General features: G+C 54.1%; 19 protein-coding genes, 1 pseudogene and 1 riboswitch. Of the genes and pseudogenes, 7 read left to right on the top strand and 13 right to left on the bottom strand.

The features are described from left to right. Positions 1–95 precede the first annotated feature (95 nt). The gene (locus DBY73_RS18245) at positions 96–1,694 is read left to right on the top strand and encodes an EAL domain-containing protein (RefSeq protein ID WP_112012465.1); all 1,599 of its coding nucleotides are present in this window, start codon (positions 96–98) and stop codon (positions 1,692–1,694) included. Between the two features lie 6 nt (positions 1,695–1,700). On the opposite strand, the gene yoaE is transcribed toward DBY73_RS18245, so the two are convergent. Continuing rightward, positions 1,701–3,260, bottom strand: coding sequence for a CNNM family cation transport protein YoaE (gene yoaE, locus DBY73_RS18240; protein ID WP_112012464.1), 1,560 nt, complete (start codon positions 3,258–3,260; stop codon positions 1,701–1,703). Positions 3,261–3,721: 461 nt separating this feature from the next. On the opposite strand from yoaE, the gene manX reads away from it, so the two are divergent. The 5 genes from manX to mntP all read left to right on the top strand — a co-directional run bounded on the left by manX (position 3,722) and on the right by mntP (position 7,872). Further along, a complete protein-coding gene (manX, locus tag DBY73_RS18230; protein ID WP_112012462.1) occupies positions 3,722–4,684 on the top strand; it encodes a PTS mannose transporter subunit IIAB in 963 nt (320 codons plus the stop codon). 47 nt (positions 4,685–4,731) lie between these two features. Then, positions 4,732–5,532 carry a PTS mannose transporter subunit IIC gene (gene manY, locus DBY73_RS18225; protein WP_112012461.1) on the top strand — a complete coding sequence of 267 codons (801 nt, stop codon included), beginning with the start codon at positions 4,732–4,734 and terminating at the stop codon, positions 5,530–5,532. A 12-nt stretch (positions 5,533–5,544) separates the two neighbouring features. Continuing rightward, on the top strand, positions 5,545–6,396 hold the full coding sequence (locus DBY73_RS18220; RefSeq protein WP_006810994.1) for a PTS mannose transporter subunit IID: 852 nt from the start codon (positions 5,545–5,547) through the stop codon (positions 6,394–6,396). 50 nt (positions 6,397–6,446) lie between these two features. Then, entirely contained in the window at positions 6,447–6,905 is a 459-nt protein-coding gene (locus DBY73_RS18215) for a DUF986 family protein (RefSeq protein WP_112012460.1), read from the top strand. 199 nt (positions 6,906–7,104) lie between these two features. After that, positions 7,105–7,295: riboswitch (yybP-ykoY riboswitch) on the top strand. Between the two features lie 10 nt (positions 7,296–7,305). Then, on the top strand, positions 7,306–7,872 hold the full coding sequence (gene mntP / locus DBY73_RS18210; RefSeq protein WP_112012459.1) for a manganese efflux pump MntP: 567 nt from the start codon (positions 7,306–7,308) through the stop codon (positions 7,870–7,872). Here the strand turns inward: mntP and rlmA are convergent. From rlmA to mgrB, 7 genes and pseudogenes are all read right to left on the bottom strand, one after another. Then, positions 7,869–8,684 (bottom strand): 23S rRNA (guanine(745)-N(1))-methyltransferase, encoded by an 816-nt coding sequence (gene rlmA, locus DBY73_RS18205; protein ID WP_112012458.1) that lies wholly within the window; start codon positions 8,682–8,684, stop codon positions 7,869–7,871. The genes mntP and rlmA overlap by 4 nt on opposite strands. A 68-nt stretch (positions 8,685–8,752) precedes the next feature. Continuing rightward, a complete protein-coding gene (gene ftsI / locus DBY73_RS18200; RefSeq protein WP_112012457.1) occupies positions 8,753–10,471 on the bottom strand; it encodes a peptidoglycan glycosyltransferase FtsI in 1,719 nt (572 codons plus the stop codon). 218 nt (positions 10,472–10,689) lie between these two features. Then, positions 10,690–10,899, bottom strand: a complete 210-nt coding sequence (gene cspE, locus DBY73_RS18195; protein ID WP_001062678.1) for a transcription antiterminator/RNA stability regulator CspE — start codon at positions 10,897–10,899, stop codon at positions 10,690–10,692. A gap of 13 nt (positions 10,900–10,912) precedes the next feature. Next, positions 10,913–11,057: pseudogene (locus tag DBY73_RS18190) on the bottom strand (DUF2627 domain-containing protein). Positions 11,058–11,579: 522 nt separating this feature from the next. After that, positions 11,580–12,569: an MBL fold metallo-hydrolase gene (locus DBY73_RS18185; protein WP_112012456.1), complete on the bottom strand. Its 990-nt coding sequence runs from the start codon at positions 12,567–12,569 to the stop codon at positions 11,580–11,582. A gap of 23 nt (positions 12,570–12,592) precedes the next feature. After that, a complete protein-coding gene (locus DBY73_RS18180) occupies positions 12,593–12,883 on the bottom strand; it encodes a YebO family protein (RefSeq protein WP_112012455.1) in 291 nt (96 codons plus the stop codon). 73 nt (positions 12,884–12,956) lie between these two features. Then, complete coding sequence (gene mgrB / locus DBY73_RS18175; protein ID WP_112012454.1) at positions 12,957–13,100, bottom strand: PhoP/PhoQ regulator MgrB; 144 nt, start codon at positions 13,098–13,100, stop codon at positions 12,957–12,959. 159 nt (positions 13,101–13,259) lie between these two features. Here mgrB and DBY73_RS18170 point away from each other — a divergent pair, with 159 nt between their 5' ends. Beyond that, positions 13,260–13,499, top strand: a complete 240-nt coding sequence (locus DBY73_RS18170) for a YobH family protein (protein WP_112012453.1) — start codon at positions 13,260–13,262, stop codon at positions 13,497–13,499. Between the two features lie 65 nt (positions 13,500–13,564). Here the strand turns inward: DBY73_RS18170 and kdgR are convergent, their stop codons facing one another. The 5 genes from kdgR to DBY73_RS18145 form a co-directional block, all read right to left on the bottom strand. Beyond that, positions 13,565–14,356: a DNA-binding transcriptional regulator KdgR gene (gene kdgR / locus DBY73_RS18165; protein WP_112012452.1), complete on the bottom strand. Its 792-nt coding sequence runs from the start codon at positions 14,354–14,356 to the stop codon at positions 13,565–13,567. A gap of 196 nt (positions 14,357–14,552) precedes the next feature. After that, positions 14,553–15,434, bottom strand: coding sequence for a protease HtpX (gene htpX / locus DBY73_RS18160; RefSeq protein WP_112012451.1), 882 nt, complete (start codon positions 15,432–15,434; stop codon positions 14,553–14,555). A 193-nt stretch (positions 15,435–15,627) separates the two neighbouring features. Continuing rightward, a complete protein-coding gene (gene prc, locus DBY73_RS18155; RefSeq protein ID WP_112012450.1) occupies positions 15,628–17,676 on the bottom strand; it encodes a carboxy terminal-processing peptidase in 2,049 nt (682 codons plus the stop codon). 19 nt (positions 17,677–17,695) lie between these two features. Next, a complete protein-coding gene (proQ, locus tag DBY73_RS18150; RefSeq protein ID WP_112012449.1) occupies positions 17,696–18,376 on the bottom strand; it encodes an RNA chaperone ProQ in 681 nt (226 codons plus the stop codon). A 96-nt stretch (positions 18,377–18,472) separates the two neighbouring features. After that, complete coding sequence (locus DBY73_RS18145) at positions 18,473–18,970, bottom strand: GAF domain-containing protein (protein ID WP_112012448.1); 498 nt, start codon at positions 18,968–18,970, stop codon at positions 18,473–18,475. Positions 18,971–19,013: the final 43 nt, after the last annotated feature.

The following is a 19,013-nucleotide window of genomic DNA, read 5'->3' as shown; positions in this document are numbered from 1 at the left end:
ATTTCTTCTTACATCTCGTCTCCTTAGGTTTTCCCCACTACACTCACTCTGTTACTTCCGGCTTTTGGGGCTGGTGGCCTGACGGGCGAGCGGTTATGCAAACTGCACAAACGATCATCAAAAAATATCGCCGAAAACGCGTCATCGTCTGCGTCGCGGTTGCGTTTCTTACGCTCATTCTGACGCTGGGCATTCGGTTTATTTCTCAACGAAATATCAATCAGGACCGCATCCTCAACTTCACCAGCCATACCGTCCGCGCGCTCGACAATGTTTTAATCTCGCTAGAAAGCCGTCGCGACATGCTCCTGTCAATGGTGGGAGCCCCCTGCGACCAGGCCCATCTGATCCTGCGTAAGCAGGCCGCCATTCTTCAGACCGTGCGATCGATTGCGCTGATCAAGGACGGCAAGCTGTATTGCTCCAGCGTATTCGGCAGCCGCAACGTTCCCGTGAGTGAGTTTCTTCCGCCCCAGGCCGTCAGCAAGCCGGCGCTGGTGCTGTCGACCGATCGGTGGCTGCTGGAGGGAAGCCCCATTCTAATTCAGTGGTATCCCGTTTCGCCTGACGGCGAAGACGGCGTGGTCGAGGTGGTGAATATCGATCTGATCTCGCGGATGATCCTTGAACCACAGCCGCCGCTCATTACCGATGCGGTTCTGCGCGTCGGAAACCAGTCGCTTCGCTATGGGCAGCAGGTTTCGGATGCCCTGGACATTGACAGCGGCGATACGCATTTCCAGCAGGCCTCTCCCCGCTTCCCCTTTAGCATCACCGTTAGCGGCCCCGGTCCGGGCGAAATGGCGCTAAAAAACCTGCCGACCCAGCTTCCGCTCGCGATGATGCTTAGCCTGCTGCTGGGCTATATCGCCTGGCTGGCGACGGCGCGCCGGATGAGCTTCACCTGGGAGATAAGCATGGGGCTTGCCGCGCGAGAGCTTGAGCTGTTTTGCCAGCCGTTGGTGGATGCCCGCACCCAGCAATGTATCGGCGTGGAGATCCTGCTGCGCTGGAACAATCCGCGCCAGGGATGGATCTCTCCGGACGTGTTTATCCCGCTGGCGGAGGAGCACAACCTGATTGTTCCCCTGACCCGCTACGTGATCGCCGAAACGGTTCGCCAGATTGGCGTCTTTCCCGCCTCCTCAAGCTTTCACATTGGCATTAACGTTGCCGCAAGCCATTTTCGCCGCGCGGTGCTTTTGCAGGATCTTAACCGCCTGTGGTTCAGCGCCGGCCCGTGCCAGCAGCTGACTATCGAGCTAACCGAGCGCGATGCGCTGCTTGACGTGGACTACCGCATCGTCCGCGAGCTGCATCGCAAAGGGGTTAAGCTGGCCATTGACGACTTTGGTACCGGAAGCAGCGCTCTCTCCTGGCTCGAAAAACTTCACCCGGACGTGCTGAAAATTGATAAATCGTTTACCGCCGCAATTGGCACCGATGCCGTAAATTCGACGGTGACGGACATTATTATTGCGCTGGGGCAGAGGCTGAATATTGAGCTGGTGGCTGAAGGGGTTGAAACCGAAGAGCAGTCGCGCTATTTGCGCCGCCACGGCGTACATACTCTGCAAGGTTATTTATACGCGCGGCCGATGCCGCTGCGAGAGTTTCCGAAGTGGCTGGCGGAGAGTTCTTCTCCGCCAGCACAGCATAATGGGCGCATCGTGCCATTAATGCCGTTGCGCTAGTGAAGCTTATTCTTCTTCGTCATGCGCCGATTGCTCTTTAACAATTCGCACCATATCAACGCGGTAGTCGTTAGCGTCGACAATGGTGATATGCAGCGGCGGCATTTCGATGACGTCACCCGTGCGCGGGATCTGACCATTCACGGCGATAACAAGCCCCGCCACGGTGGCAATGTCTTCTTCATCATTCACCACGTTTTCAACGCCCAGCGTATGCGAGAGCGCGTGCAGGTCGGTGGTGCCTTTCACCAGCCAGCCGTCACCGTCTGCGACGATCTCAGGCGTTTCATCGGCGTCCGGAAACTCACCGGCAATCGCTTCCAGCACGTCAAGCGGCGTGACCAGCCCCTGCACCACGCCAAACTCGTTGGTGACGATAACGAAACTGCCGCGCGCGCGGCGCAGCACGCCAAGCAGGTTGATCGGATCCAGCGTCTCCGGCACAACAATCGCAGGTGAGGCGGCAGCGATGGCTTCGACGTTCACACCCTCTTCCAGCGCGACCAGCATCTCTTTCGCGCGCACGACGCCGATAATTTCGTCCAGCTCGCCGCGGCACACCGGGAACAGGCTGTGCGGCGAAGAGAGCAGCTGCTGTCGGATCTCATCCACGCTCAGGCTGGCATCTACCCAGCTGATTTCACCTCGCGGGGTCATGATCCCTCGCAGCGAACGGGAGGCTAATGAGAGCACGCCGTTAATCATATAGCGCTCTTCTTCCACAAAAGCGCCTTCCGGCACCGGCACCGGGTTGCGATTCTCGTTATCAGACTGCACGTTCACCTGGCGACGGCCGCCCATCAGGCGCAGGATCGCGTCTGCGGTACGGGCCCGCAGCGGCTGATTCGACTGCTGCTTGATGAAGTTACGACGCGCAATCTGGTTAAACAGTTCGATCAGGATCGAGAAGCCAATCGCCGCGTACAGGTAGCCTTTTGGAATATGGAAGCCAAAACCTTCCGCAACCAGGCTCAGACCAATCATCAGCAGGAAGCTCAGGCAGAGCACCACTACCGTTGGATGTTCGTTGACGAAACGCGTCAGCGGCTTAGAGGCCAGCAGCATTACCGCCATGGCAATGACAACGGCGGCCATCATCACCGGGAGATGGTTAACCATGCCGACTGCGGTGATCACGGCATCCAGCGAGAAGACGGCGTCAAGCACCACAATCTGCAGCACCACCACCCAGAAGCTGGCGTAGCCTTTTCCGTGCCCATCATCGTGCTGACGGTTCTCAAGCCGCTCGTGTAGCTCCGTTGTCGCTTTGAAAAGCAGGAATATCCCCCCGACAAGCATGATCAAATCACGCCCGGAGAAGGTGTAATCCATGACGGAGAAAAGCGGTTTTGTCAGCGTGACCATCCACGAAATAACAGACAACAGGGCCAGTCGCATAACCAGCGCCAGCGAAAGGCCAATCAGGCGCGCTTTATCACGCTGCTTTGGCGGCAGTTTGTCTGCAAGGATGGCGATAAACACCAGGTTATCAATACCGAGAACGATTTCCAGGACAACCAGCGTGAGTAATCCCACCCAGATTGACGGGTCCATTAGAAATTCCATGACAAGCTCCTGCTAAAGGAATGACAAAACGGTGCCCTGCAAAACGTGGGCAAATCGAAGGCAAACGGCGTTGAAGCGTGGCGAGAATCGCCGGTGTAAGAGGCGCGGGATGGCCTGAAGGATGACTGACGTCGGTGACGGTCCATATAGTGGGCTGTAGCCCTATACTCCTGATCGATTAAACGGAGGCTAAACATATCAGAGAGAATAATCTTTTGGCAAAGATTTACTTTCCTTTGCAATAGATGGAAATGACTAATTTTTCGCCGCGTAATTTCTATGTTACGAAACCTAAATTACGGATCTTCATCACATAAATTATTTTTTCACTGTCTAAAATAAATCGCGGAAGTCTTCGTTAATTTTACCCTAACCCTTATCTGAATCGATTCGGTCAGCGAATACGATTCTCAGTACGACTGCCCGGCAGGCGTATTAATGATAATAAAAGGAGGTAGCAAGTGACCATTGCTATTGTCATAGGCACACATGGTTGGGCTGCAGAGCAGTTACTCAAAACGGCAGAAATGCTGTTGGGCGAGCAGGAAAACGTCGGCTGGATCGATTTCGTTCCCGGCGAAAACGCCGAGACGTTAATCGAAAAGTACAACGCTCAGCTCGAGAAGCTAGATACCAGTAAAGGCGTGCTGTTTCTCGTTGATACGTGGGGCGGCAGCCCGTTTAATGCCGCCAGCCGCATCGTCGTCGATAAAGAGCACTATGAAGTTGTCGCCGGGGTAAACATCCCAATGCTGGTGGAAACCTTCATGGCGCGAGACGACAACCCGAGCTTCGATGAGCTGGTGGCGTTGGCAGTTGAAACCGGCCGCGAAGGCGTGAAAGCGCTGAAAGCCCAGCCGGTTGAGAAGCCCGCCCCGGCTGCGGCTGCGCCGAAAGCCGCAGCGCCGGCAAAACCGATGGGCCCGAACGATTACATGGTTATCGGCCTTGCGCGTATCGATGACCGTCTGATCCACGGCCAGGTGGCGACGCGCTGGACCAAGGAGACAAACGTTAAGCGCATTATCGTGGTCAGCGACGAAGTTGCCGCCGACACCGTGCGTAAAACCCTTCTGACCCAGGTTGCTCCTCCGGGCGTGACCGCGCACGTGGTGGACGTCGACAAGATGATCCGCGTCTATAACAACCCGAAATACGCGGGCGAGCGCGTGATGCTCCTGTTCACGAACCCGACAGACGTCGAGCGCATTGTTGAAGGCGGCGTGAAAATCACCTCCGTTAACATCGGTGGTATGGCTTTCCGTCAGGGCAAAACGCAGGTCAACAACGCCATTTCAGTTGATGCGAAGGATATCGAGGCATTCAACAAGCTGAATGCGCGCGGTATCGAGCTGGAAGCCCGTAAGGTTTCCACCGATCAGAAGCTGAAAATGATGGACTTGATCGGCAAAGTGGGGAAATAAGCCCGCGCCGGTTTTTCACATAAAGATAATGTAATAGGAGAAGTACAATGGAGATTACCACTCTTCAGATTGTGCTGGTGTTCGTCGTCGCATGTATTGCGGGTATGGAATCCGTACTTGATGAATTTCAGTTCCACCGTCCGCTGGTGGCCTGTACGCTGATCGGTGCCGTTCTCGGTGATATGAAAACCGGTATCATCATCGGTGGTACCCTGGAAATGATCGCCCTCGGCTGGATGAACATCGGTGCGGCGGTTGCGCCCGATGCGGCTCTGGCATCCATTATTTCTACCGTTCTGGTTATCGCCGGGCATCAAAGTATCGGTGCAGGCATCGCGCTGGCCATCCCTCTGGCCGCTGCGGGCCAGGTGCTGACCATCATCGTTCGTACTATCACCGTGGCCTTCCAGCACGCGGCAGATAAAGCGGCGGATAATGGCAACCTGACGGCGCTCTCATGGCTTCACGTCTCGTCCCTGTTCCTGCAGGCGATGCGTATCGCGATCCCAGCGGTTATCGTTGCTATCTCCGTCGGTACGAGCGAAGTGCAGAGCATGCTGAACGCCATTCCAGAAGTGGTGACCGGCGGCCTGAACATCGCGGGCGGTATGATCGTCGTCGTAGGTTACGCGATGGTTATCAACATGATGCGCGCAGGCTACCTGATGCCGTTCTTCTACCTCGGCTTCGTTACCGCCGCTTTCACCAACTTCAACCTGGTTGCGCTGGGTGTGATTGGTGCGGTCATGGCGATTCTCTACATCCAGCTTAGCCCGAAATATAACCGCGTAGCGGGTGCTCCGGCGCAGGCTGCTGGTAATAACGATCTCGATAACGAACTGGACTAGCAGGTGAGCGACATGGTTGATATGACAAAAACTACCACTGAGAAAAAACTCACTCCGGGTGATATTCGTGGCGTGTTCATCCGTTCTAACCTGTTTCAGGGTTCATGGAACTTCGAACGTATGCAGGCGCTGGGCTTCTGTTTCTCCATGGTGCCGGCGATTAAACGCCTGTATCCGGAAAACAACGAAGCGCGTCGTCAGGCGATTAAGCGTCACCTGGAATTTTTCAACACCCATCCTTATGTCGCCGCGCCGGTACTGGGCGTTACCCTGGCGATGGAAGAGCAGCGCGCAAACGGCGCCGAGATTGACGACGGTGCGATCAACGGTATCAAAGTCGGTTTGATGGGCCCGCTGGCGGGCGTAGGTGACCCAATCTTCTGGGGTACGGTTCGTCCGGTATTTGCGGCACTAGGTGCGGGTATCGCGATGAGCGGAAGCCTGCTTGGCCCGCTGCTGTTCTTCATTCTGTTCAACGCCGTGCGCCTGCTGACCCGCTACTACGGCGTGGCTTACGGCTATCGCAAAGGCGTGGACATCGTTAAGGACATGGGCGGCGGCTTCCTGCAGAAACTGACCGAGGGGGCGTCAATCCTCGGCCTGTTTGTCATGGGGGCGCTGGTTAACAAGTGGACGCACGTGAACATTCCGCTGGTGGTATCAACGATCACCGGACAGGACGGTCAAACCCGTGTGACCACCGTGCAGACGATTCTGGACCAGCTGATGCCTGGCCTGGTTCCGCTGCTGTTGACCTTCGCCTGTATGTGGCTGCTGCGTAAGAAAGTTAACCCGCTGTGGATCATCGTTGGCTTCTTCGTCATCGGTATCGCGGGCTACGCTGTCGGCCTGCTCGGTCTGTAAGAACGTGTTATAAGCCGGGGGCTTGCCCCCGGCTTTTTTTCGGAGGATGAATGACTGTCACGGACATCGTACTGGTTTTGTTTATTGCCGCCCTTCTGGCTTTCGCCATCTATGATGAATTCATCATGCCGCGCCGCCGCGGCGAAACCCTGCTCTCCCTTCCCCTTCTCCGCCGCAGCCGCGTCGATGGTTTTATCTTCGCCGGCCTGGTCGTCATTTTAATTTACAATAACGTCACCGCGCACGGTGCAATATTAACCACATGGTTATTATGTGCGCTGGCATTAATGGCCGTTTATCTCTTTTGGATACGTACACCTAAAATCATTTTCAAAAGCAGCGGCTTTTTCTTCGCCAACGCGTGGATAGAATATGGCCGAATTAAAGAGATGAACTTATCTGAAGACGGCGTGCTGGTGATGCAATTAGAACAGCGCCGCCTGCTTGTGCGCGTTAAGAATATTGACGATCTCGAAAAAATATACAAATTACTTCTTAAAACTCAATAGTTTAAAAATCATAGCAATGGCTATATATTGCGGTGTTCGCACATAGAAAATATAGCCAAAGCTATAACGCTTGCCTTAATTCACTTATATTTATTAACGGTACCTTCACTCATTTTTCTAAATGAAAATCGTTATCAATTAATCAGATAAAATAAACCACTCTGTTTATTGTTTTATATTCTCAAATTATGTTAAGGTTGCGCCCGTCGTTGGGGAGTAGCCGATTTCCTGTTCGCAGGAAATGTACGTGTCAACATACTCGTTGAAAAACGTGGCACGTACGGATCGCTTTCAGCACGCTTAGCGTGCGGTGCGATCAGGCGAGACCATAGATACATCAACTGCTGTTTACTGGGGGCAGTGGTGTGTCATATGGATATCTCCCGGTCTGGACGCTGTTATGAATATCTCCGCTACAATTCTTCTCGCTTTCGGCATGTCTATGGACGCGTTTGCTGTCTCCATCAGCAAGGGCGCCACGCTCCACAAACCAAAATTTTCAGAAGCGCTGCGCACCGGCCTGATTTTCGGCGCGATCGAAGCGATTACTCCGCTGATCGGCTGGGGGCTTGGCATGCTCGCCAGCCAGTTCGTGCTCGAGTGGAGCCACTGGATCGCGTTTATTCTGCTGGTCTTCCTTGGCGGTCGAATGATGATCGAGGGTTTTCGCGGGAACGGCGGTGAAGACGAGGAGCCGCAGCATCGCCACGGATTCTGGCTGCTGGTCACGACGGCGATCGCGACCAGCCTTGACGCCATGGCCGTCGGTGTTGGGCTGGCGTTCCTTCAGGTCAATATTATTGCAACCGCGCTGGCTATCGGCTGCGCTACGATGATTATGTCGACGCTAGGTATGATGGTCGGCCGCTTTATTGGCCCGCTGCTGGGCAAGCGAGCCGAAATTCTGGGGGGTATCGTATTAATCGGTATTGGTGCCCAAATCCTCTGGGCGCACTTCGCCGGTTAACCCTCGCGCTGCCAGCAGTGGATGCTGAAATCCGTCTGGCAGCGAAACGCCGTCTGCTTCGCTAACGTTTCCCATACCTCCGGCTTTGCCCGCCAGGCAAACGGCGTCATTTGCAGCAAAGCGACGGCTTCATCCCCCGTCAGGCACATTTCATAAGCAACCGTTTTTTCCTGCTTCAGCACAAAGCCTGCCAGCATCTCGGAATGCGGCGCGTGAAGGCGCACTTCATCGTAAATAAGGCCCTTTAGCTCCATCAGATGACGCGGGCCCGGCGTGACGGTGATGACCCTTCCTCCGGGTTTTACCACCCGCGCGAGCTCTTCCGCCTTACAGGGCGCATAGATGCGGACCACGGCCTCCATGCTGCCATCCTCAAACGGCAGGCGGTGGCTGGACGCCACGCAGAAGGTCGCCGATGAATAGCGCTTTGCCGCCGCGCGGATAGCCACCTTCGAGACATCCAGCCCGTAGGTCTGCGCGCCCTTCTCCCCTGCAACCGACGCAAAGGCATTGGTGTAGTAGCCCTCACCGCAGCCGATATCCAGCAGCGCGCCCGTGCCCGGCCTGAACGTTTCTGCCAGCAGCTGCGAAACGCGCTCTCTCAGGGGCAAATAGTGCCCGGCATCCAGAAACGCACGGCGCGCCTGCATCATCTCAGCGCTGTCACCCGGGTCGCGCGAGCGCTTGTGCTGAACTGGAAGAAGATTCACGTACCCTTCCTTTGCCATATCAAACTGATGTCCTTCAGGACAGGTAAAGCTTTTCTCCGCGCGCGTTAGACGGGCATGGCAAAGAGGACAGCTGAAAGACATGAATACTCCGGGACGTGATGTAAAGGGCGAAAGTGTAACGCTATTCGCCCGGGTTATAAACGGCTGGATTAACGCATGACGATCAGGTGGTCAGAATCTGCCGGAAGGCCGTCCGGTTTGACGTTTTCCAGACGCAGCACGTTGCCCATAATCTCACTGAACACCGGCGCGGAAACGGCTCCGCCGTAATAAGCTCCGTTCTGCGGATCGTTAATCACCACCACCAGCGCAAAGCGCGGATTGCTTGCTGGCGCCACGCCTGCGGTATAGGCAACGTATTTGTCGACATATTTTCCATTCTCATCGATTTTCTTCGCCGTGCCGGTTTTCACCGCCACGCGGTAATCCCGCACCGCGGCTTTTACCCCGCCGCCTCCCGGCAGCGCGACGCTTTCCATCATGTGTTCCACCTCATGGGCTATCTCCTCCGACATCACCCGTTGCCCCATGACCGGCGGATCGATGCGGGTGATCGATAAGGGCCGAGAGAGCCCGTAGCTGCCGATAGTCGCGTAAACGTGCGCCAGCTGCAGCGGCGTCACCATCAGGCCGTAGCCAAACGCAAACGTCGCGCGGTCGAGCTGGCCCCAGTATTTACGCTGCGGCAGCAAACCGGCGCTTTCTCCGGTCAAGCCCAGCCCGGTGCTGGTCCCAAAGCCAAAGTTTTTGTAGGTTTCAAGCAGGCGCTGAATGGGCATCGCCAGGGATAGCCGGGAAACGCCCGTGTCGCTGGATTTTTGCAGAATGCCGGTCATCGTAAGTTCGGGGTAATAGCCAACGTCGCGAATGCGGTGGCCATCAAGCGTATAGGGTCGTGTATCGATTACGCTGTCCGGCTGCACCAGCCCCTGCTGAAGCGCGGTCATCAGCACCAGCGGTTTGACCGTTGATCCCGGCTCGAAGGTATCGCTGATCGCCCGGTTGCGAAAGTCATTCAGCGTCGCCCCTTCCCGGTTATTGGGGTTAAAGTCCGGAAAGCTCGCCATCGCCAGAATCTCGCCGGTCTGAATGTTAATGAGCACCGACGCCCCGGACTCGGCCTTGTTCCACGCTACCGCGTTATCCAGCGCGTCTTCAGTGATGGTTTGCAGACGCTCGTCAATGCTCAGCTGGATGTTATGTGCGGGCACGGCAGGCACCTCCGTCAGATTTTCGACCACGTGGCCGTAGCGATCCTTCCTCACCTGCCTGACGCCCGGTTTGCCCGTGAGCTGCGCGTTAAAGCTTTTTTCTATTCCCTCAATTCCCTGCCCGTCGATGTTGGTGAAGCCAATCAGATTCGCCGCCACGTGGCCGGCGGGATAAAAACGGCGCGACTCGTCGCGCAGGCTGATGCCCGGCAAACGAAGCTTATCGATCCACTGCGCCTGTGACGGATCGACCTGGCGCGCAAGATAAATAAATCGCCCCTGAGGGTTACTGTTAATGCGCGAAGCCAGCGTGCCGAGGGAAAGATGCAGCGCATTTGCCAGCGCCTGCCAGCGGTCGTCATAGCCGACGCCCCCCTTTGCCAGCACGGTTTTGGGATCGGCCCAGACGGCCCTAACGGGGACGCTCACGGCAAGAGGTCGCCCTTCACGGTCAACGATCATTCCGCGCGGGGCATCAATCGGCACTTCGCGCAGCGAACGCATATCTTCCTGCTTCACCAGGTTATCGGGTTTGACGATCTGCAGCCAGGCAACGCGGCCCAGAAGAAAGGCAAGACTACAAAAAATGGCAAAACAAAGTAGCGCAAAGCGCACCGGCGTGAAGCTTCCGGTGTTTAACATCGTTTTCTTTTTCACCTGAACCTCAGGACTGTTTATCAACGCCCTGATTTAACGAGAAAAACCTTATGGAAGGAGGGAGGGTAATGCTAATACCTTCGCATATTTGCAACAAGGTGCGAATGAGGCAGGCTTTCGACATACTTTGAAAGATACAGCGCTAAAAAAGCCCCGCTTAAGCGAGGCTTTATGTCTGAGATTGAAGCGCTTACGCCCTTCAGTCAGCAGCGATTCGATCAGATAGCAGTTACGTTAACTGCAGCAGGGCCTTTCTGGCCGTCCTGAATTTCGAACTCTACGTTCTGGCCTTCAGCCAGAGTTTTGAAGCCGTTACCCTGGATTGCAGAGAAGTGTACGAACACGTCTTTGCTGCCGTCAGCAGGAGTAATGAAGCCAAAACCTTTAGATTCGTTGAACCACTTAACTTGACCTTTAATCTTTGCCATTTTGCAAAATTCCTTAGAGTGTTTTCTTAGCCCGCAGGCATTAACTGAGATAAAACTGAGACATTACTGCATGAGGCACTAATATAAGGTTCGGCAGAGAAGCGGTATTCAACGACAACGTGTTTACTCAGGACTTCTTTACTGAAAATGCCACACATAAACAGAACTGTACCTCGTTTGACCCAAAACGTGTTATCACATACAACGTTTAATATGGCAAGCCATTTTTAAACGTGTCTCGATCCGCCGCACAAATTCTGGCACTCTCCCGTGCTGCTTTGCGCATTTATGCGCTAAGAATTGGGCACGCTGCCAGCCCTGACCGCCTGACCGCTGCATTCGCAACCGCTGTAATCAAAGACTTTTTTACCATAGCTCAATCATTTCAAACCGTCCAGGCGAAATGGAAACTTTCTTTAATGCTCTGCCTGAGTTAGAACAAATTGTGAAAAGTTATGCAGGAAACGGTACAACGCCAAGAAAGTGTGTCTATGTAAGCCACGCGTTTTAAACACGCGTAAGCTGTATTAAAAAGCAACAGTTAATAACAGGTGTTATGCACTAAAATAATGAAACTTTTATGACTTTGCCTCAAAAAAAGGCAAGCAAAACGTTTCGATAAAAATAAACGTTATGTTGAAGTTTTCAAATACAGAATATATGCAAAGTGCATTTCTTTTTTACAAGGATAAATATTCACCAATTTTCAGTGATCTAAAAGAGGGATTAACCGGAGCTAAATCATTTAGCGCCTGCGCGAGCTCATGAACCGGCTCATCGAGCGATTCATCCCCCAGCTCAAACACGCCCCAGTGGATGGGAAATGCCAGCGGCTGGCCTAAAGCGGTCCAGAGATCGACGGCGCTCTGCGGGTCCATATGGTGGATGGACATGAACCATCGCGGTGCATATGCACCAATAGGCAGCGCGGCGGCGTCTATCTTTCCCAGCCGCTCGGGGATCGTCAGCAGCTCCGGGGAGTATCCCGTGTCGCCGCTAAACCAAAAGCGTCGCTGACGCCCCTCAAACACCCAGCCGCACCACAGGGAACGATTGCGATCCCACAGGGTTCGCATACTCCAGTGCTGTGCCGGGACGGCGGTAAAGGTCATTCCCCGCCACGTTATGCTCTGCCACCAGTCGAGCTCAACGATGTTTCGTGCGCCGCGCCGACGAAACCATTCCCCCAGGCCAAGTGGGATAAACACGGTAAGGGCTGGAAAACGCCTGAGGAGACAGCGCACCGTCGCGGTATCAAGATGATCGTAATGGTTATGGGAAATGACCAGCGCATCCAGATGGGGCAGGCGTTCAGGAGTGATACAGGGTGGCGTTTTGCGCCGGGGCCCCATAAACGGCAAAGGAGACGCGCGTTGGGAGAGAACCGGATCGGTCAGGATAGTGTTGCCGTCCATTCGCAGCAGCACGCTGGCATGGCCAAGCCACCATGCTCCATCTTCAGCGAAGTCATTAAGCGCGGCGGGCTGCCACCAGCGCTTGAGAAATGCGTCGTATCCCAGCGAGGGGGGCTTTGGCAAACCGGTGGCTTTACGCGCTTTGCGCCACCGTTCAACGTCGCCTGGCTGATGCCCGACAGACGCCGTGTTGCGAAAACCCTCTTCAGTATGGTGCTTCAGAGAGGCGTCGTACCAGGGATTTTTCCAGACCACGGCCACCTCCTGCAAATCACCGGTTAGCGCTCCGCCACCAGGCGAATAAAATCGTCTTCATCTTCCCGACCGCCCGCTACGGCCGCGTTAGCATCAGCCTTCTCTTCCGGCTCGTTCGCTTCGCACAGACGGCGCAGCAGCGCAGTCTGACGCTTTTGCTGATCGAGCAGCGCTTCCAGCAGCTCAATGTGTTCATTCGTACGGGAGCTGGCGCGGTTAACGAAAAACCACAGGATTAGCCCAACGACCAGAACAACGAACGACACCACCAGGGAAGCCATACCCAGCAGCCCCGAATTGATTAACTCACCCATTTTACCACCTCATAAAAACGGCTAGTTTACCACTGGCGGGAAGGAAGGAAATCACCTGGCAGAAAAATGCTAACTACCAGGGAATAAACTGGTTAATTGCACAAACGCCGCTAAAAAATTGTACGTCCTGATCGCACATCACGTTGATTGTTTGCGTCCACAGCAGCACGCATGCAATCAATACAATAATCAGAACCACCCAGCGTATTTTTTTCACTCCACACTCCGTTTTATGACCCGATGCGACCAGGTTAACACGGCCACCTTAAACAGAAACTAACCGTAAGCCAACAGGCTCATTTCAGAATCATGCACTTGTTTCCCCCGCCAAACGCTTTACGCTTACTGTATGAAAACAACGATAAAAGAGGCAATGATGCGTTTAATCATTCGTACTGTTATAGCGGTCGCTATTTTATGGATTGGCCTGCTGTTAACGGGCTATGGCGTGCTTGTGGGGAGCACCGAAAATGCGGCAGGCTTAGGCATTCAGTGCAGGTATTTAACCGCTCAGGGCATGAGCACCGCACAGTATATCCATTCGGACAGCGGCATCATCGGGATGACCCACTGTCCGGTCCTGCGTAAATCATCCGTCGTGATTGATAACGGCTAATTCTGCCTGCCGGACGCATAAAAAACGCCGCAAAACATGCGGCGTTTTTTATTTTTGTGTAAGGTTTAGAACGGATAGTCGTTATAGCCCATCTGCTCAGAAATTTTGCGCGCGGCAGTGTGCAGCATAGCAACGTACTCGTGCAAACGTTCTTCCGAGAAGCGCAGCGTCGGGAATGAGATGCTCAGGCCAGCAATCACCACGCCAAACCTGTCGAATACCGGTACGCCGATACAGCGCAGTCCTTCTTCCTGCTCTTCGTTATCTTCGCCATAGCCCTGCTCACGCACTTTATCGAGCACCGTTAGTAGTTCGTCAGTGGTCGTGATGGTGCGCTCGGTGCTGCGCTTGTAATCAACGCCGCCGAGGATCTGCTTCACTTCTTCACGATCGCGCCACGCCAGCAGCACTTTACCAATCGCGGTGCTGTACAGCGGGTTGCGGCGACCAATGCGTGAATACATGCGCAGGTTGTACATGGAGTCGATTTTGTGGATGTAGACAATGCTGTCTTCGTCCAGCGCCCCCAGGTGAATAGTCTCTTTGGTCAGGCGAGATAGCTCACGCATCTGGATATCTGCGCTGCGGACAAGATCCACGTTCTGCAACGCACGAGCGCCTAACTCAAAGAGCTTAAGCGTGAGGGAATATTTTTCTGACTCCCCTTCCTGAGCGACATAGCCTAACGACTTCATGGTTTGCAAAAAGCGATAAACGGTGCTTTTCGACATCATCACACGCTGTGATAACTCTGTAATACCAATTTCACGCTCTTCTCCAAGCGCCTGTAAGATGCCAAACACCTTCAGCACGGAAGAAACAGAATCTGGCTGCTTATCCAAATCTGCAATTGCCATTTATCACCTCATGGAGAGTGTTTTATAAAAATCAGAACGATTTTTTATTATAATTTCAAGCGGTCCCTGCCGCAATCAGTCTGGATGCACTTCGTTAGAAATCTGCGACATAACCTCGCGGCAGCGCTCCTGTCAGAGGGATACCCTACAGGCGTAAAAAAGCCGGGCAATTGCCCGGCTCGTTTAACGTGTGCTGTTACTTAAGATACTCACCGCTGCGCAGCGCTTCAATGCGCTTATCCAGCGGCGGGTGTGACATAAATAGCTCACTGAGCGATTTGGATTTACCGTTAATGCAGAAAGCCATCATGCTGTTTGCTTCCTGCGGCTCATAGCTGGTTTTCAGGCGCTGGAGCGCAGCAATCATCTTCTCACGGCCAACAAGCTTCGCAGAGCCCGCATCCGCGTGGAACTCGCGGTGGCGCGAGAACCACATGGTAATGATGCTCGCCAGAATACCGAACACCAGCTCCAGCACCATCGATACCGCGAAATAGATCAGCGGGTTGCCGTTGCTCTCTTCGCCTTCGTCGCGGTTGCCACCCATGAAACCGGCCGCAATCTGCGCCAGAATACGCGAGATAAAGATAACGAAGGTGTTCACCACGCCCTGAATCAGGGTCATGGTGACCATGTCACCGTTGGCAATATGGCTGATTTCATGGGCGATGACGGCTTCGGCTTCGTCACGGCTCATGTTCTGCAACAGCCCGGTGCTCACCGCCACCAGAGACGCATCGCGACGGGCACCCGTTGCAAAGGCGTTAATATCCGGCGCATGGTAAATAGCCACCTGCGGCATAGCGATGCCTGCCTGGCGGGACTGCTGGGAAACCGTATCCACCAGCCAGCGTTCCATATCGTTGCGCGGCTGCTCAATCACCTCCCCGCCTACGGATTTCAGGGCCATCCACTTTGACATCAGCAGGGAAATGAAGGACCCGCCAAAACCGAACAGCAGCGCCATAATCAGCAGACCCTGAACGCTGCTCGATTGTATTCCCGTCAGGCTTAGCACGAGCCCAAAGACCACCATAACCGCCAGGTTGGTGAGCAGGAAGAGCGCGATTCGCATCATAATTTTCTTTTAACCTCTGTTTAACAAAACGCACTATGCGATTACCCACATCGTATGGGTATTGTGGCTATTTTCAAGGATTCAGGGGGCGTAAGTCACCAGAAAGACACAACTTTACACAATTGAAGCATGGACTGACGGGACGATGCAGAACTAAAAAAAACAGGCACAATGTCTTGTGCCTGTTGGGGAGTTATTTTGCCGGTGCGGGCTGCACGGCAGGTTTGTCTTTTTCCAGACGGGCCAAATCGAGTGCGATATGTACCGTTTCATCCAGATAGGGATCCGGCTCCTGGTAATCTTTAGGAAGATCGTCCAGTTTCTTGAGCAGCGGTTTGCCTTCACGTTTGAAGCGGTCATTGACTCGCGCAAGGCGTGTTGCATCGTCCTCATTGTTCTCTTTTTCACGCTGGGCGTAGTTCAGAGAAACAATATTCCGCTTGTCTTTCAGGGCATTGAAGCGAGCAATATCCTTCATGATGTACTGGAACTCAGGATCTTTAGCAATACGCTCGTTATGACTTTTCAGCAGCTCAGGACCAAACGGCGTCATGTCACCGGATTTCACGAACGTTGCGGCGTTAATGCTATCCCACGGCAGTGCGTTGTCTTCAAACTTCTCGCCCGTTTCGGTCTCTTCCGTGCCCGTTGGCATCAGGATATCCGGCGTGACGCCTTTACGCTGGGTACTGCCACCGTTCACGCGATAGAACTTCTGAATGGTGTACTGTACGGAACCCAGTGCAGGCCACTCAGGACGCAGCATCTGGTCGTAAATGCGGTTCAGCGAACGGTACTGCTGAACGGTACCTTTACCAAACGTCGGTTCACCGACAATTAGCGCGCGTCCGTAGTCCTGCATAGCGGCAGCAAAGATTTCAGATGCCGAGGCGCTGAAGCGATCGACTAAGACCACCAGCGGGCCTTTGTAGTAGACCACGCCATCGGTGTCCGCATCTTCACGCACTTTACCGTTGTTATCCCGGACCTGAACAACCGGTCCAGAAGGAATAAACAGGCCAGACAGGGAAACCGCTTCGGTTAATGCCCCGCCGCCGTTGGTGCGCAGATCGATGATAACGCTGCTGACATTTTGCTTTTCAAGCTTCTGCAGCTGTACCTTTACATCGTCCGTCAGGCCAACGTAGAAGCCCGGAATATCCAGCACGCCAACCTTTTCTTTACCCACGGTTTTCACCGACATTTTCACCGCGCGATCTTCCAGACGGATACGCTCACGGGTCAGGGTAACGATGCGGGTTTTGGTGCCCTTGCCCGCAGGCAGGATTTCAAGACGCACCTTGCTGCCTTTCGGACCTTTAATCAGCGCAACCACGTCATCAAGACGCCAGCCGATCACGTCAACCATGCCCTTGCCGGTTTGGCCTACGCCGACAATACGGTCACCCACGCTGATCGCTTTGCTTTTCGCAGCAGGGCCACCGGCGACCATTGAGTTAATAACGGTATAGTCATCGTCCATTTGCAATACCGCGCCGATACCTTCCAGAGACAGGCTCATCTCGGTATTGAACTGCTCAGTGTTGCGCGGAGAGAGGTAGTTGGTGTGCGGGTCGATTTCGTGCGCGAACGCGGTCATCGCCAGAGAGAACACATCTTCGCTGTTGGTTTGCGCCAGACGACGAATGGCAAACTTGTAGCGGCGATTGAGGGTTTCACGAATTTCTTTTTCGTCTTTCCCCGCCAGCTTCAGGCTGAGTTCGTCATATTTAACTTTCCCGTCCCACAGCGCATTCAGCTCGGCTTCGTCTTTTGGCCAGGGCGCTTTGCTGCGGTCCAGGTTGAAATTGTCGTTGCCGGTAAAGTCCATCGGACGTTCCAGCACTTTCAGCGCGTATTGATAACGTTCAAAGCGGCGCTTTTGCGACAGATTATAGAGATCGTAAAACAGATCTAGCTTGCCGGAGCGCAGCTCATCACCCACTTCGGTTTTGCGTTTGGCAAACTGTTCGACGTCGCTGGCCAGAAGCACGTTATGGCTGTAATCCAGCAGGTTCAGATAACGGTCGAAAATTTTGGCCGAAAAGGCCTGATCAAGATCGAACTGACGATAGTGCGAACGAGTGAAGCGCGACGTCACGCGCTCACTCACCGTCGCGTGCTGGGTCTCTTCCTTTAAAACCGGAAGCTGATCGGCACGCGTAATATCGTCCACAGCGAAAGCGTGGCCTGTTATAGCAAACAGGCCAGCCAGCGCGGTGAGCTTAAAAAAAGTGTTCATGCCAGGCTTGGCCTCCGTTTCAGAACAACAAGTGTTCTGCGCGTACAATCATTGACATACCAGAAGTCAGCTGTACACGAACGCCATCTTTGGTGATTTCCGTTACGGTGGCGTCCATCGCGTTGTTGCCCGCTTTGACCTTCAGCGCCTGGCCTACGTTCAGCGCGTTGATGTCAGAGACAGGGGTATGCTGCTGTTCTTCACGCGGTGCACGCGGGGCTTTTGCCGGTTTGTCAGCACGCGGTTTACGATCGTTATTGTCGTTACGACGCGGTGCAGGGCGCGGTTTACGCTCACGACGCGGCGCTTCTTCACCGTTCGCCGCGGCGGCTTCGCGTTTCTTCGCCTGCTGCTCGGCACGCTGTGCCTGAACGCGCGCTTTGGCTTCTTCAAGCTGCTTGCGGGCATGCTCTACGTGCTGCTCATCCAGCTCACCACACGGGTTGCCATCAAGATCGACACGCGTTGCGCCCGGTTTAATACCGTAAAGGTAACGCCAGCTCGAAGTATAAAGACGTAAAGCAGAGCGGAGCTGAGTTTTGCTGAGATTCATCTCACCCTCAACGCGCGCTACCAGATCCTGAAAAATACCGACCTTCAGGGGACGCGCCTCACCCTCAGCGCTGAAGCACTGTGGGAAACGCTCTGCCAGAAATGCGATAACTTCTTTACTGCTATTCAACTTAGGTTGATTTTCCATGAAATTTCCTGATTACAACGGACGTTGCCAACTCGCGCAGGCATGAACAGGCGACATTATAATGACGTCATCCGTAAATGCTACGTTATCCGTTGATTATCCTGCGACGCTCGCAAAGAATTTATGATAATCGGTGGCTTCGAGCACCGTCTCCAGATTGGCCACCAGCTCGCGCAGCCCCTGCTCATCCTCGGCGGTAAAGCGGCCGAAGGCAGTGCTGTCGATATCCAGAACGCCAATAATCTGATTTTTTACCACCAGCGGCAGTACGATTTCAGCGTTGCTCGCCGCATCGCAGGCAATGTGCCCGTCGAATGCATGCACGTCTTCCACGCGCTGAACCTGGTTAGTCGACACGGCTGTACCGCAAACGCCGCGCCCCACCGGAATACGCACGCAGGCAATTTTGCCCTGAAATGGCCCCAGCACCAGCGTTTCACCTTCAAGAAGATAAAAGCCGGCCCAGTTAACCTCAGTAAGGCGTTCAAACAGCAGCGCGCTGGTATTTGCCAGAGTGGCTAAGAAACTGGTTTCACCTGCCATTAATGCCTTAAAATCGCGGTTGAGATCCGCGTAAAATTCTGTTTTGTTCATTCTTAAACCATTTAGTTATCTTACAAATTTTCCGCATAGCCTA

Source organism: Enterobacter sp. RIT418, assembly GCF_003057745.1.
GTDB lineage: Bacteria > Pseudomonadota > Gammaproteobacteria > Enterobacterales > Enterobacteriaceae > Enterobacter.
This window is presented reverse-complemented; position numbering and strand designations above follow the sequence as displayed.

Excerpts from the sequence above, each read along its gene's own strand:
- rlmA (WP_112012458.1), bottom strand. The coding sequence starts at position 8,684 with ATGTCTTTCAGCTGTCCTCTTTGCCATGCCCGTCTAACGCGCGCGGAG.
- proQ (WP_112012449.1), bottom strand. The coding sequence starts at position 18,376 with ATGGAAAATCAACCTAAGTTGAATAGCAGTAAAGAAGTTATCGCATTT.
- cspE (WP_001062678.1), bottom strand. The coding sequence starts at position 10,899 with ATGGCAAAGATTAAAGGTCAAGTTAAGTGGTTCAACGAATCTAAAGGT.
- DBY73_RS18170 (WP_112012453.1), top strand. The coding sequence starts at position 13,260 with ATGCGTTTAATCATTCGTACTGTTATAGCGGTCGCTATTTTATGGATT.
- mntP (WP_112012459.1), top strand. The coding sequence starts at position 7,306 with ATGAATATCTCCGCTACAATTCTTCTCGCTTTCGGCATGTCTATGGAC.
- prc (WP_112012450.1), bottom strand. The coding sequence starts at position 17,676 with ATGAACACTTTTTTTAAGCTCACCGCGCTGGCTGGCCTGTTTGCTATA.
- DBY73_RS18220 (WP_006810994.1), top strand. The coding sequence starts at position 5,545 with ATGGTTGATATGACAAAAACTACCACTGAGAAAAAACTCACTCCGGGT.
- yoaE (WP_112012464.1), bottom strand. The coding sequence starts at position 3,260 with ATGGAATTTCTAATGGACCCGTCAATCTGGGTGGGATTACTCACGCTG.
- kdgR (WP_112012452.1), bottom strand. The coding sequence starts at position 14,356 with ATGGCAATTGCAGATTTGGATAAGCAGCCAGATTCTGTTTCTTCCGTG.
- DBY73_RS18145 (WP_112012448.1), bottom strand. The coding sequence starts at position 18,970 with ATGAACAAAACAGAATTTTACGCGGATCTCAACCGCGATTTTAAGGCA.
- DBY73_RS18180 (WP_112012455.1), bottom strand. The coding sequence starts at position 12,883 with ATGGGTGAGTTAATCAATTCGGGGCTGCTGGGTATGGCTTCCCTGGTG.
- htpX (WP_112012451.1), bottom strand. The coding sequence starts at position 15,434 with ATGATGCGAATCGCGCTCTTCCTGCTCACCAACCTGGCGGTTATGGTG.
- DBY73_RS18245 (WP_112012465.1), top strand. The coding sequence starts at position 96 with ATGCAAACTGCACAAACGATCATCAAAAAATATCGCCGAAAACGCGTC.
- DBY73_RS18215 (WP_112012460.1), top strand. The coding sequence starts at position 6,447 with ATGACTGTCACGGACATCGTACTGGTTTTGTTTATTGCCGCCCTTCTG.
- manY (WP_112012461.1), top strand. The coding sequence starts at position 4,732 with ATGGAGATTACCACTCTTCAGATTGTGCTGGTGTTCGTCGTCGCATGT.